13 protein-coding genes and 1 pseudogene are annotated in these 13,456 nt (G+C 66.7%); 11 read left to right on the forward strand and 3 right to left on the reverse strand.

All coding sequences use genetic code 11. From position 1 onward, the window contains the following. Positions 1–32: 32 nt before the first annotated feature. A complete protein-coding gene (locus B141_RS0126535; protein WP_026257600.1) occupies positions 33–1,202 on the forward strand; it encodes a hypothetical protein in 1,170 nt (389 codons plus the stop codon). Here B141_RS0126535 and B141_RS0126540 read toward each other — a convergent pair. Continuing rightward, positions 1,187–1,990 carry a TetR/AcrR family transcriptional regulator gene (locus B141_RS0126540; protein WP_020578223.1) on the reverse strand — a complete coding sequence of 268 codons (804 nt, stop codon included), beginning with the start codon at positions 1,988–1,990 and terminating at the stop codon, positions 1,187–1,189. The two genes, B141_RS0126535 and B141_RS0126540, sit on opposite strands and share 16 nt — an antisense overlap. 89 nt (positions 1,991–2,079) lie before the next feature. Here B141_RS0126540 and B141_RS0126545 point away from each other — a divergent pair, with 89 nt between their 5' ends. The 10 genes from B141_RS0126545 (at position 2,080) to B141_RS0126590 (ending at position 12,332) form a co-directional block, all read left to right on the forward strand. After that, a complete protein-coding gene (locus tag B141_RS0126545; protein WP_020578224.1) occupies positions 2,080–3,057 on the forward strand; it encodes a daunorubicin resistance protein DrrA family ABC transporter ATP-binding protein in 978 nt (325 codons plus the stop codon). 2 nt (positions 3,058–3,059) lie between these two features. Beyond that, on the forward strand, positions 3,060–3,896 hold the full coding sequence (locus tag B141_RS0126550; protein ID WP_040422397.1) for an ABC transporter permease: 837 nt from the start codon (positions 3,060–3,062) through the stop codon (positions 3,894–3,896). A 526-nt stretch (positions 3,897–4,422) separates the two neighbouring features. Then, entirely contained in the window at positions 4,423–4,872 is a 450-nt protein-coding gene (locus B141_RS0126555) for an HIT family protein (RefSeq protein WP_020578226.1), read from the forward strand. Between the two features lie 155 nt (positions 4,873–5,027). Next, positions 5,028–6,038, forward strand: coding sequence for a LacI family DNA-binding transcriptional regulator (locus B141_RS0126560; RefSeq protein WP_237742817.1), 1,011 nt, complete (start codon positions 5,028–5,030; stop codon positions 6,036–6,038). Positions 6,039–6,170: 132 nt separating this feature from the next. After that, positions 6,171–7,511, forward strand: a complete 1,341-nt coding sequence (locus tag B141_RS0126565; RefSeq protein WP_020578228.1) for an extracellular solute-binding protein — start codon at positions 6,171–6,173, stop codon at positions 7,509–7,511. Positions 7,512–7,525: 14 nt separating this feature from the next. Further along, a complete protein-coding gene (locus tag B141_RS0126570) occupies positions 7,526–8,467 on the forward strand; it encodes a carbohydrate ABC transporter permease (protein ID WP_020578229.1) in 942 nt (313 codons plus the stop codon). Beyond that, on the forward strand, positions 8,464–9,360 hold the full coding sequence (locus B141_RS0126575; RefSeq protein ID WP_020578230.1) for a carbohydrate ABC transporter permease: 897 nt from the start codon (positions 8,464–8,466) through the stop codon (positions 9,358–9,360). The genes B141_RS0126570 and B141_RS0126575 overlap by 4 nt, the downstream gene beginning before the upstream one ends. A gap of 17 nt (positions 9,361–9,377) precedes the next feature. Continuing rightward, entirely contained in the window at positions 9,378–10,373 is a 996-nt protein-coding gene (locus B141_RS0126580; RefSeq protein ID WP_020578231.1) for an alcohol dehydrogenase catalytic domain-containing protein, read from the forward strand. Continuing rightward, complete coding sequence (locus B141_RS0126585) at positions 10,370–11,371, forward strand: Gfo/Idh/MocA family protein (RefSeq protein ID WP_020578232.1); 1,002 nt, start codon at positions 10,370–10,372, stop codon at positions 11,369–11,371. The genes B141_RS0126580 and B141_RS0126585 overlap by 4 nt, the downstream gene beginning before the upstream one ends. Before the next feature lie 88 nt (positions 11,372–11,459). Next, positions 11,460–12,332 carry an alpha/beta fold hydrolase gene (locus tag B141_RS0126590; RefSeq protein WP_020578233.1) on the forward strand — a complete coding sequence of 291 codons (873 nt, stop codon included), beginning with the start codon at positions 11,460–11,462 and terminating at the stop codon, positions 12,330–12,332. On the opposite strand, the gene B141_RS52945 is transcribed toward B141_RS0126590, so the two are convergent. Both B141_RS52945 and B141_RS52950 read right to left on the reverse strand, forming a co-directional pair. Then, the gene (locus tag B141_RS52945) at positions 12,316–12,651 is read right to left on the reverse strand and encodes an aminoglycoside phosphotransferase family protein (RefSeq protein WP_420313606.1); all 336 of its coding nucleotides are present in this window, start codon (positions 12,649–12,651) and stop codon (positions 12,316–12,318) included. The two genes, B141_RS0126590 and B141_RS52945, sit on opposite strands and share 17 nt — an antisense overlap. A 62-nt stretch (positions 12,652–12,713) precedes the next feature. Continuing rightward, positions 12,714–13,364, reverse strand: a pseudogene (locus B141_RS52950) (aminoglycoside phosphotransferase family protein); the annotation flags it as partial. Between the last annotated feature and the right edge of the window lie 92 nt (positions 13,365–13,456).

The following is a 13,456-nucleotide window of genomic DNA, read 5'->3' on the forward strand; positions in this document are numbered from 1 at the left end:
TCCGGCCTTGTGCCGGCCAGAAGGCTGGTCGGGTGGGCCTCCGCCCTGGACTGGGCCGGCTTGTGCTCAGGACCCGGCGTTGCCTGCGGCATGCCGCACCGGCGATGGTGGGTTATATCGGGGTACGTGCTTTTGGCGTTGTTGTTCTTGCCGGGTGCGCGCTACTGGCCGGCGAGAATCCGTACCGTCTGCTGGCCGGCCGGTGGGATGCGGTGTGGTACGCGAGCATCGGCGAGCACGGCTATGGCCGCACGGTCTGGGTAGGCCACGGCCCGGTCCGCTCCGACCTGGCGTTCTTTCCGCTGTTCCCCGCTTTGGCAAGGGGCGTGTGCGAACTAAGCCCGCTGGACGTCATGGCCAGCGGACTGGTGGTCAGCTGGCTGGCCGCGCTGGTGGCGGCCTGGGGGATCTTCGCGGTCGGTGATCTGCTGTACGGGCGGCGTACCGGCACCGTACTCGCGATCGTCTGGGGCGCGGCGCCGGCCGCGGTGGTCCAGTCGATGGCGTACACCGAGTCGCTGTTCACGGCACTCACGGCATGGGCGGTGTACTGCGTACTGACCAAACGCTGGATTGTGGCCGGGACGCTCACCCTCGCCGCCGGCCTGACCCGGCCGACGGCCGCTGCGGTGGTGGTGGCGATCTGGGTCGGCGCGGCGGTAGAGATCGTGCGGGACTGGCGCCGCGATCGCAGGCCGCAGTCGCTGTGCGGCCGCCCGCTGGTCGCCGCGCTGCTCGCACCGCTGGGACTGGCCGGCTACCTGCTGTGGGTGGGGACGCGGACCGGGCACCTCACCGGCTATGTCGAGGTCCAGCGGCAGTGGATCAAGTCGATGGACGCCGGTCAGGCGCTGCTGAAGCAGATCGAGCGACTGCTGACCGGCCCGGAACCCCTCGCAGGTGTAGCGGTCATCGTCGCACTTGTCGTAGCGCTGCTTCTGCTGGGTCTGAGTGTGCGACAGCGCCAGCCGCTACCGTTGCTGGCCCTTACCGTTGTGTTGCTGATATTCGCGCTGACCGGCACCGGCTACTTCAGCTCCCGGCCACGCCTTCTGCTGCCGGCATTCGGTCTGCTGTTACCCGTGGCCGCCGGATTGGCGAAAGCTCGGACACCGGTTGTCGTCGCGGTGTTGAGCCTGCTAGCGACCTCGTCCGCCGCGTACGGCGTCTACATGGTCCTTGTCGCTCATGCACCACCCTGATCTTCCGCGCGAGTTTCGCCCGGCCCGGGCGGCGGGATCCCGCGGCGGGCCGCGAACAGGACGGCGAAGCCGTCGAGTAGGCGATCCAGGCCGAAATCAAAGCTCTCGTCCCAGCTGGCGTCGTACGCCTCGGCGCTGAGCGCGGCCATCGCCGGGTAGTTGCCCGACTCCATGGCCCGCACCAGGACCGGGTGGTGCTGGCTCCAGAACTCCTCGTCGCTCACCCCGGTCTCCTCGGCCGCGGCGTCGTACAGGATCCGCTGTCGTACGAAGCCGGTGACGAAGCCGTCGAGCGTGATCACGACTCCTATCTGCTCCTGGTCGGTCAGCCCGAGGCCGGCGAGGCCGGCGATGACGATCTCGACCCCGGCGAGGCTGTTCGGACCCATCACCGGGCGGGTCCAGTTGACCCGCAAGAGCCAGGGATGCCGCAGGTAGAGCCGGTACGAGTCGCGGGCGACCGCTTCCAATAGCTCGCGCCAGCCCTTGTCCGCGGCCTGGGTCACGTCCTCGCCCGGCAGGATGAGCCGGTCCAGCATCAACGCGAGTAGCTCCGCCTTGCCGGGGACGTACCGGTACAGCGACATCGCGCCGACGCCCAGCTCGCCGGCGACCCGCCGCATGGAGAGAGCGCCGATCCCGTCCCGGTCGGCGGCCGCGATCGCCGCCTCGACGATCCTGTCCAGGGTCAAGCTCGGCTTGGGTCCGCGGGCGGGTCGCTCACTGGGGCCCCAGAGCAGGTCGATGCTGCGTCGCAACTGCTCCGCGGGGGTGGGGTCGGTCGTCATGGTTGCCGCCATCCTACAAAGCCGCTTGTGATCTGGGTACGCCGTACGCTAATTTGCGTACGGCGTACCCAAATGTAGGGAGGGCTCGCTTGTCCACGTCCGACTACGTGGTCCTCACCGAGGGCCTACAGAAGCGATATCGCGAAACTCAGGCGCTCGACGGCCTGGATCTGGCCGTACCGCGCGGCCTGGTCTTTGGCCTCCTGGGCCCCAACGGCGCCGGTAAGACCACCGCCGTCCGCATCCTGTCCACGCTGGTCCGGCCCGACGGCGGCCGGGCCGAGGTGGCCGGCCACGACGTACGGACCCAACCGCGCCTGGTGCGCCGCCGGATCGGCCTGACCGGACAGAACACCGCGGTCGACGACAACATCAGCGCCCGGCAGAACCTGGTGATGTTCGGCCGCTTGTTCCACATCGGCAAGGCGGCCGCCCGGCAACGGGCCGACGAACTCCTGGCGCAGTTCGGCCTGGCCGACGCGGCCGAGAAGACGCCGAAGAAGTTCTCCGGTGGGATGCGCCGCCGACTCGATCTCGCCTCCAGCATGATCCTCGCGCCGGAGGTGCTGTTCCTGGACGAACCCACCACCGGCCTGGATCCGGCCGGGCGGCGGGAGGTGTGGCAGGCGGTCGGGGAACTTGCTGCCCACGGCACCACGGTGGTGCTCACCACCCACTACCTGGATGAGGCGGACAAGCTCTGCGACCGCATCGGGGTCATCGACCGCGGCCGGAACGTCGTCGAGGACACTCCGAGCGGGCTGAAGCGGCGGATCGGCAACGAGCGGCTGGAGATCGTCGCGGCCGACCCGGGCGACCTGCCCGCGATCGAGATGCTGCTCGGCAAGGTGGCCGCCGACGGGCGTACGCCAACGCTTGATGAGACCACCCTCGCCGCGAGCGTGGCGGTGTCCAACGGCGTCACCGCGCTGACCGAAGTCGCGGCCGAACTACGCCACCGGGACCTCACCGTGGCCGACCTGGGGCTGCGGCGGCCCACCCTGGACGAGGCCTTCCTACACCTCACCGGAGAACGCCCGACCGACGATCTGGAGGTGAGCAAGTGAGCATGCTCCGTCTCGCACCCGACACCAGTGACACTCTCGGCAGTCGGGTCAGATGGGCGGTGGCCGACTGCTGGACGATCCTGATCCAGGAGTTGACGCACCTCGTCCGTCAACCCTCCACCTTCGCCTGGCAGCTCGGGTTCCCGATCGTCATGGTGCTCATGTTCGTGTACGTCTTCGGCAGCGCCATGGACGTCTCCGGGCAGGGCGCCGGAGAGGGCTACCTGGAGTTCGCCATGCCCGGGCTCTTCGCCATGACCATGGCGTTCGGCTTCATGAACACCGCCTTCGCAGTGGCCATGATCAAGGAGAAGGGATTCATCGACCGCTTCCGGTCCATGCCGATGGCCTCCTCAGCGGTGGTCACCGGGCGGGGCCTGTCCGACGTCATCCACGCCACAGTGGACCTGGCGATCCTGGTCGCGATCGCCCTGGTCCTCGGCTGGCGCCCCGGCGGGGGTATCGCCGCGACGCTGAGCGCGTTCGCGCTGCTGCTCTGGCTACGGCTGGCCCTCATCTTCGTCGGCATTCAGCTGGGGCTGATGGTGAAGAACACCGAGGCGGCAGGAAACCTGTTCGCGGTGGCCTTCCCCTTCGGGATGGTCTCCTCGGTCTTCGCGCCACCGGACCTGATGCCCGGCTGGCTGGGCGCGGTCGCCGCGTGGAACCCGGTCTCCTCCACCGCCGGGGCGATCCGGGAGTTGTTCGTGTCCCCGGCCGTCTCCAGCGGATACTGGATCGAGCAGCACGCGGTCGCGGCCGCAGTCATCTGGCCGGCGGTCATCACCGCGATCTTCCTGCCCCTGGCGGTACGCCAGTTCCAGCGCCTCGGCCGCTGACCTAGAGCGCAAGCTGACGTGGCGGAGGCGCCTCGGGCTCTTTGGGCCAAAACTCCTCCGCCACGTCACCGCAACCTCGCGAGCAACTCTCGAACCCGACCAAGGATCGTGAAGGATTCTGGTCAGATATCGACGAAAATCCTTCACGATCACGGCAGTCACCTCGGCGAAGTTGATCAACGGTCCGCAAATCGGGCACTCTTCGCTGTGGGTGCCCAAATTCGGGACCGTTGATCAACTTCGATGGCGCGGCGGTTTTGAATAAGCTTCATGGTGTACACCTGATTGTTTCGAATGCCGAAAAATCAGGCGCAGCTCTCGCGATATGAGACAAGCCCTTTGGTCTGCTCGAGTTGTCATAGGTTTCTCGGTCTCTTAGCCGAGAAACCTATGACAGCTCGGGGTTGTTGGGATCCAGATTCTGGAGGCGGTCCTCGTCATGGAGGAGCTTTTAGTAGCTCCGACGATCGACGCCGCTAGCTCCGGTCAGGGGCCCTGGTCCAATGCGTTGGATAGGGTCTGAAGCATGACGGTGACGGGCTGCCACAGCTGCGACCAAGAAGCCAACTTCGATGGGCTGCCACCCAGGGAGTTGATCGCCTCTGACGAGCACTGGCGTGTGGTGCACGCCTTCAACAGTGGACTGTTGGGGTGGCTCGTCCTGACGACCCGGCGGCACGTGATGGAGCTGGCCGAGTTGAACGACGCGGAAGTTGCGACGCTTGGTGCGTGGCAGGTGCGACTGGCGCGGGCGTTGGGGGAGGAGTTCGGGACTTCCAAGACGTACGTCGCGGAGTTCGGTGAGGTGTCTGGCTTTCATCTGCATTTTCATGTTGTTCCGCGGCTTGGCGACCTCGATGACGCGATGCGTGGACCCGGCATTTTCAGTTTCCTGGGTGTGAGTGACGACGAGCAGGTCAGCGCGGAAGCCCGGGACGATCTCGCCAAGAGACTCGCCGCCCGGTTGACTGCCTAACGCCACCCGCCCTCCTGGACGACCTCACCACCGACGCGGGCACCCTGCCGCTGCCCACCGCCACGCGCGCGTGGCTGCCCAGCGCCCGCTACGTACGCTGGGGACACTGGTGGCCGGCGACTCGCGGAACGGAGGCAGGTGGCATGGCGGTGAGCATGCACGACGTGGCACGCCATGCTGGAGTCTCGCAGCGCACCGTCTCCAACGTCGTCAACGGCTACGCGCACGTCGCGCCGGCCACCCGTGCACGGGTGCAGGCGAGCATCGAAGCACTGCACTACCGGCCCAATCCGATCGCCCGCCGGCTGCGGCGGGGGCGGACCTCCACCGTCACCCTCGCCCTACCAAGCCTTCATGAACGCTACTTCGCCGACCTCGCGGCCGCCGTCGTGGCGGAGGCTCGACTGCGCGAACTCAAGGTGCTGGTCGAAACCACCGAGGGTGATCGCGAGGTCGAACTCCGCATTCTGCGCGGCGGCGATCTCCTGACCGACGGCGTCATCATGAGTGCCGTCGCGCTCACGGCCGAGGACGAGAAGATCCGCCATCCTGACTATCCACTCGTCCTCGTTGGCGACCGTCAACTGCGCAGTCAGATCGACCACGTCGGCGCCGACAACCGTCGAGCCGCGCGGGAGGCGGTCCTGCACCTGCTGGACACCGGTCGCCGCCGCATTGCCCTGCTCGGCGTCGGGCACGGTCCGACTCGTACGTTCAATCTGAGACGTCGTGGCTACACCGACGCACTCACGCGTTACAAGCTGCCGGTCGACGAACGTCTCCTCATCGACTCGACCTGGACGCGCGCGGGCGGAGAGGCCGCCATCGCCCGCCACCTGGCGTCGGACAGCCCGCCCTTCGACGCGGTGTTCGCGATGAACGACTCCGCCGCGTTTGGAGCAATGCGGGCCGTGCTGAGGTCAGGGCTCAAGGTCCCCGCGGACGTGGCGATCGTCGGCTTCGACAACATCGACGAGGCGCATTCCTCGGTACCCTCGCTCACCTCGGTCGGACCCGCCTACGCCGACATCGCCCGCGCCGCACTCGACCTGCTGCAGGTGCAGGCCGATTCCCAGGGGGAACGGCAACCCGAGCAGCGACGCGTGCCCTTCGAGTTGCATGTACGGGAGAGCTCGACTCCACCTTCGCGCAAGTCTCGCGCGTAGGCCGCGCGCCCTTCCGACGGTTTGGCCAATTCTGGCGCGGCCATCTTGTGCTACGTAGCAAATTCGTGTTTCCATAGCGCCCACTTCATTCTTTGCTACGTAGCATCCAGTGCCGTGAGGAGGTGGTTCGAGATGACGGCACGGCCCGATGGCGGGCGCGGTTCGACGATCACTCGTCGAGGATTGCTGTGGTCGGGACTGGTAGCGGGCCTCGGCCTCGGCACGCTCGCCGCGTGCTCGCCGGCTGCCGGCGGGGCACTCGGCGGCGGCGCGACGCAGGTGGCGTTCTGGCACCTGATGGGCGGCGGAGACGGCGTACGGATGGACACGATCCTTGCCGACATGCGCGATGAGCTCAGGGGAGCCAGCGTCAAGCAGACGGTCCTCGCGTGGGGAGCGCCGTATTACACGAAGCTGGCCATGGCCTCGGCCGGCGGTCGGGCGCCTGACCTTGCCATCATGCATCTCTCCCGGCTCGGCGGATACGCGCCAGGTGGGCTGCTCGACACCTGGGACCTCGACCGCCTGGCGCCGTACGGGGTGACGGAGAAGAGTTTCACCGTTCCCACGTTCAAACGCATGAACGTCAACGGCACGCTTTTCGCCATCGCACTCGACTCGCACGCGTTCGTACGCTTCTTCAACCCGGAAATAGCCGACAAGGCCGGCCAGCTCGGCTCAGACGGTCGGCTGCTGCCGACCAACACCGTCGAGGAGTTCGTCGAACAGGCACTGGCCATGAGCAAGGTGACCGGCAAGCTCGGCATCACCTATGGCTGGTTGGGTTCACCCGACCACATGTGGCGGTTGTTCTGGACGTTCTACACCCAGCAGGAAGCGACCATGACACTCGAGAATGGTCGGTTCCGATTCGAGGAAGACGCCTTCATCGGCGCGCTCGAGACGATGATCGCGATCATTTCCAACGACGCCGCCAATCGGCGCGCGGACGGCGGATTCGCGTTCTCCACCTTCACCAGCGGCAAGAGCGGCATGTTCCTCTCCGGCGTGTGGGAGGTGCCCGGTCTGCAGGAATCCGGAGTTCCCCTTGACGCGTCGCCCATTCCGAACCTCTTCGGCACGGACGTGAAGGCGGTCTGGGGCGACTCGCATGCGTTCGTCCTTCCCCATCAGGACAATCCTGACGTGCGGCGCCGCGAGAAGACCTACGAGGCCGTCTCGCTCATTCTCAAACACTCGCTCACGTGGGCGAGTGCCGGCCACACGCCGGCGTACCTGCCGATCGTGGACGAACCCGCGTTCGACAAGCTTCTACCGAACGCGCATTACGCGGAGACCGCCGACTACCTGCAGTACGACCCGGCTCTGTCGTTCGCCGGGTCGGGTTCCAACTGGCAGGCGCAGTTCGGTCAGGCCGTGCAACCCGCGTTGCTCGGCACGGAAAGACCTGCCGAGGCGATGGCCGCGTTCAAGGCCATGACCGACACCTTCGTGCGCAAAGCAGTGAACTGAAGAGGTCGACGAACATGACGACTGCAGCCCTCGGGCCCAACCGCACCTCACGTCTCGCCGCGCGCCGCGGCCGCCAACGCCGATGGCACCGCAACCGGCAGCCGATCGGACTGCTCTACGTGGCGCCGTTCGCCGTGCTGTTCGCGATGTTCCTTGTCTGGCCGACCATCTACGGTTTCTACCTGAGCTTCACCGACCGCAACCTCGCCGGTGCCTCCGCCCCCTCCTTCGTCGGACTGGCCAACTATCTCGAGGCGTTCGCCGACCAGGTCGTGTGGCGTTCGATGGGCAACACCGTGTGGTTTACCGTCCTCACGACGATTCCGCTCGTCATCCTCCCGCTGGTCGTGGCGCTGCTCGTCAACCTGAACTTGCGCGGGCAGTGGTTCTGGCGGCTGGCGATCTTCATGCCGTTCCTGCTCGCCTCGACGGTCGTGAGCCAGATCTTCACCTGGCTTTTCAATCCCGACCTGGGCCTGATCAATGCGGCTCTGGGGTCGATCGGTATGACGGGCCCCGCCTGGCTGCAGGATCCCAAGACGGCCATGACGGCCGTCGTGATCGCGACGGTCTGGTGGACCATCGGGTTCAACTTCCTTCTTTTCCTGGCCGCCCTGCAGAACATTCCGGCGCAGATCTATGAGGCCGCGTCCGTTGATGGAGCAAGTGCCTGGCGTCAGGTGTTCCTGATCACGCTGCCGCTCATCCGGCGGACGGTGTTGCTCGTGGTCGCGCTCCAGGTGCTCGCCTCGATCAAGGTGTTCGACCAGATCTACCAGATGACCGGTGGTGGGCCGGCGAATTCGACCCGGGCGATCCTCATGTATGTCTACGACACCGGATTCAGCAACTACCGGCTCGGCTATGCGTCGGCGATCTCGTACATCTTCTTCGTGATCGTGGTCGTCCTGTCCCTGGTGCAGGTGCGCTTCTTCTCTCGAAAGGCCGACCGATGACCGCTGCCACCCTGCACGGGTCCCACGTCGCGTCTGGCGGAGCCGTCCGTGGAATCGGTCCTCGTCGTTGGTTCGAGCCCGGCCGGTCCGCGGCTTACCTCGCGCTCGCCGTGCTGTCCCTCATCTGGCTGACGCCGTTCCTCTGGGCGGTCAACACGTCGTTCAAGTCCGAGACGGACGCGTCCGCGCTACCGGTCTCGGTCCTTCCGGCCGAGGGATACACGACGGGCGCCTACGCCAGGATCTTCGAGACCGGCGACGTCCCGCTCTGGGCGTTCAACAGCGCCGTTGTGTCGATCGCCGTCACCCTCCTCACGTTGATCGTGTCGACGCTGGCGGCGTACGCGTTCTCCCGGCTGGAATTTCCCGGCCGGCGGGTGCTCTACGCCCTGACCATCGCGTCGATCATGGTGCCGACGCAGATCTTCATCGTGCCGTTGTTCGACCAGATGCTCGCGCTCAAGTTGGTCGACACCTACTGGGGCATTATCCTGCCGCAGTTGATTCACCCGGTGATGATCTTCGTCCTCAAGAGGTTCTTCGACGAGATTCCGATGGAGCTCGAGGACGCAGCACTCGTGGACGGGGCAAGTAGGTTCCGCATTTTCCTGCAGATCGTGCTGCCTCAGTCTCGCCCGATCATCGCGGCCGTCGCGATCTTCGTCTTCATCGGAGCCTGGAACAACTTCCTCTGGCCGTTCATCGTCACGAACGATCCCAACCTGATGACCCTGCCCGTGGGTTTGCAGGCGGTCACCCCCGGCTACGGCGTGGTCTTCGCGCTTCGAATGGCGCAAGCCGTCCTTGCCGCCCTGCCGCTGGTGATCGTGTTCCTTTTCTTTCAACGCCAGATCATCCGTAGCATCTCGACCACCGGTATCGCCGGATCCTAACGACGGGGGTTATCTCCATGCCGATTGCCGAAGCTCCTCGCCTGATCGGGAACGAGCAGGTTTCGTTCGTCCCGATCTCCTACCCCGATCCCGCCCCGGGCCAGATCCTGCTCCGTGTCCGCGCCAATGCCGTCTGCGGCAGCGACCGGGAGATCTTCGCGCAAGGATCCGACACCATCGCCGGGCACGAGGTCGCCGGTGAGGTGGCCGCCGTCGGGCCGGGGGCGACGGTGCCGATCGGCGCGCGCGGAGTGGCCTTCCTGATGGCGTACTGCGGCCGTTGTCGCAACTGCCAGAGGGGCGCCACCAACGTCTGTCTCGACAAGTCCGGTGACCTGGGATTCAACCGCGACGGCGGGCTGGGCCCGTTCGCGCTGATAGACGAGCGGGTGTTCTTCCCGGTCGACGACGACATCCCGTTCCCGCTGGCGACCATGCTTCTGGACGTCATGGGGACGAGCGGGCATGCGATGGACCGCGCGAGCCTGGTCCGTCCAGACATCGAGTCGTTGTACGTCGCCGGGGCCGGGCCCGTTGGGATCGGCGTTCTGGTGATGGCCCGGATCCGGTTCGGTCCAGACGTACCCATCCGCGTCAGCGATGTCTCACCGTGGCGGCTGGAGTTCGCCGAGTCACTCGGCGCGCGACCGGTGCACGCGGACCGCGTCGACTCGATCCCGCTCGTGGACGTTGCCATCGACGCCTCGGGGAGGACCTCCGCCCGCGAGGCCGCGGTCGCGCGGCTCGCCAAGGGCGGTGCGCTGATCTGCGTGGGGCACGGCCAGGACCTGCGGCTGGACGTGTCGCCGGACCTGATCGCGACCGAGCGCGCGGTGCTGGGTTCGGAGTATTTCCCGTTCGCGGACCTCGCCCACAACCTCACGCTCCTTCGCGAGCACAGGGATACCATCGCGCGCGTGATCACGCATACGTACGACGTCGCGGAGGTCGGCGAGGCGTTCCGCACCTTCCTGAGCGGCCAGAGCGGCAAGGTCGTGGTGACGCAGGCATGACACACACTCCACTGCGCGTTGCGATCGTGGGCGCCGGCGGCTGGGGGCGGCAGCATTTCCGCGTGTTCTCCTCCCGGCAGGACACCGAGGTGGTCGCGGTGTTCTCGCGTGACCGGTCAAAGGCGGAGGCGCGGGCGAAGGGCGCCGGTGCCAGGGGCTATGACGACCTCGACCGCATGCTTGAGCTGGAGCAGCCGGACCTGGTGAGCGTGTGCCTCCCGAACACGCAGCACTTCGAGCCGACGCTCCGCCTCATCGGCTGGGGCATTCCCCTGCTGGTGGAGAAGCCACTCGTCTTCGAACTCGACGAAGGCCGGCGCCTGATCGACGCGGCCGCCGAGCGGGAGCTGTTCTTCGCGATCAACTTCAATCATCGGTACGCCGAACCCGTACGCCGCGCCAAGCATGCGGTCGCGGCTGGTGATCTCGGGAGGCTGTCGTTCGCGACCTGGCGGTTCGGCGGCGAGGGCGGCGCGGACAGCGGGCCGCACGGTAATCTCATCGAGACGCAGTGTCACGGTCTGGACATGCTGGAACACCTCGCCGGGCCCATCGACGCCGTGAGCGCGGAGATGACCGACTTCGCTGGCCGGGGCCACAGTACGGTCGCCGTCGCGCTGCATTTCGCCAGCGGCGCCGTCGGGTCGCTGGTCGGCAGCTACGACAGTTCGTACGCGTATCCCAGCACTCATCTGCTCGAGCTCAACGGTGACGCGGGCCGGGTCGTGGTGACAGACACGGTCAAGCGCTACGAGTTCTCCCGTGCTGGCGACGAGACCCGCCAGGTCTGGGAAGCCGGGTACTTCGCCGACCGTCAGCGCGCGTTCGAGGCCACGTTCGACGCGCATCTCGACGCGCTCGTCCCCGCCCTCGTCGCGGGAGATCCGCCGCCCGTCCCCGCAGCGGCCGGGCTCCGCGCTCTCCAACTGGCGCACGCGATCATCCGCTCGTCTCGCGAGGGCACCCGGGTCACCATCCCGCCGGGTCAATCCTCCTGAGCGCGATGGCTGGGCACCGATGAGTTTTGCCCCTCTGGGTGAGTCGGAGAGGATGAGACATCACGTCCACCCTCGAGGAGCAGGCGTCATGACCGATCCGAAGACCCACATCCTGGACGTGCCCGGCGCCGTCCTGACCTACGACGTCCGGAGCAACGACTCCAGCACCGAGCCCGTCCTGCTGTTGATCGGGTCTCCGATGGGCGCCGCCGGTTTCACCACTCTGGCCGGATACTTCACCGACCGCACCGTCGTCACCTACGACCCTCGCGGCGTGGAGCGCAGTGAACGTACCGACGACGCCACCGAGTCCACCCCCGATGAGCATGCGGACGACCTGCACCGGCTGATCTCGGCGCTGGATGCCGGGCCGGTGGACATCCTCGCCAGCAGTGGTGGCGCTGTTAACGCGCTCGCGCTGGTGGCGCGCCATCCGGAGCAGGTCCGGACGCTCGTCGCGCACGAGCCGCCGGCCGTCCAGGTGCTCCCGGACCGCGAGCCGGCACTGGCCGCATGCGTGGACATCCACCAGACGTACCATCGCAGCGGTCTTGGCCCTGCGATGGCGAAGTTCATCGCGCTCGTTGGCCACGTGGGCCTGATCACCGCCGAGTACGCTGACCGGCCCGCTCCGGACCCCGCTGAATTCGGCTTGCCGGTCGAGGACGACGGCTCCCGGAACGATCCGTTGGTGGGGCAGAACATGATCTCGTGCACCCACTATCAGCACGACTTCGGCGCGCTCAGCGCGGCATCGACTCGTGTCGTCCTCGCCGGCGGGACCGAGTCCGAGGGCACCCTGGCCTACCGCGGTGCGGTGGCCGTGGCCGAACGACTCGGGACGAAGCCTGCCATCTTCCCCAGCCACCATGGTGGGTTCCTCGGCGGGGAGTACGGCATGGCGGGTGACCCGGAAGCGTTCGCTACCGCCCTGCGCCAGGTCCTCAGCGCCGAGGGCTAACGCTTTGCTCTAGGCACCGCGGCATTGGAAGCGCGTTCAAGATCAAGTCCGACAAACTGTTCACCGAGGTGGCGTGCGGTGAACAGTTTGTCGGACTTGATCTTGGTCTGGCGTGAGGATCACCATGAGCGCTGTCATTGTGTCGGGTGCATGCTCCAAGCGAGGTACTGATCGGCCTCGCGAAACCCGCCCGTTGGTACAACGGCCGCGCGCGCTCGGTGGGATAGATATCCCAGTGCACGAGGTCCCAGATCGGGTGGCCACCCGAACACTCTTGCAGGTCAATGATTCCGCTGATTCGGTCGCCGTCGACCAGGATGTGGTCAGTCGTGAAGTCGCCATGGACGAGACGTGGAGTTTCCCAGGAAAGAGTTCACTGTGCTCGGCGAGGAGCTCCAGGCCGCGTTCTGCTTGCCGCGACGGGATGTCCCAGTGTCTGGCGGCTGCTGCGACCCGGTCGTGCTGGGGGAGCAGGTCGAGCATGATGTCGGAGAACCCGATCGGCCAGCCGCGCCCGTCCGGTTGTAAGTTGCCGAAGCCGTCCACTGGCACGCTGTGGATCCGGGCGAGCAACTCGCCGACCTGCTCTGTCGCCCGGGTCGCCGTTCCCTGATCGAGCGCCACGGTGAGGGAAACTCCCGGCAGTTTCTCCTCGACACACACCTGCACCCGCGCCGAGTGTTCGATCAGCAACACGCGCGGCGTGGGTACGCCGGCATCGCGGGCGGCATCGAGCGCCCAGCATTCCCCTTCGAAGCGGGGGTCGTCCGCGTGGGAGATCCGCACGATGACCCGGCGACCATCGTCAGTCACCACGTCGTAGACCTCGTTCATCTGCCCGACGATCAGACGGGTGAGCGAATCGATGCTGTGTCCGGTCGCCTTCCGCACCACACCGTCGATCAGCGCGCGCGGGCTCGCCAGCTGGCTGTGGCGGGCAGTAGCCACTCGTCGAATCCGGTCACTCAGACTCTCCTCACCCCGCGCGGCGGCCTGTAGGTCTGTCCCGCGCCGGACGCCCGCCATTGTCATCCATTGTTGGCGCGCATAGTTTCGGGTACGTACCCACCGCCTTCTCCGCACGGATCGGGTGGGATCCTGGATGACGGCCCCGCGTTAGTCGG

The sequence above is a fragment of the Actinopolymorpha alba DSM 45243 genome, from assembly GCF_000373925.1.
GTDB classification, from domain to species: Bacteria; Actinomycetota; Actinomycetes; order Propionibacteriales; family Actinopolymorphaceae; genus Actinopolymorpha; species Actinopolymorpha alba.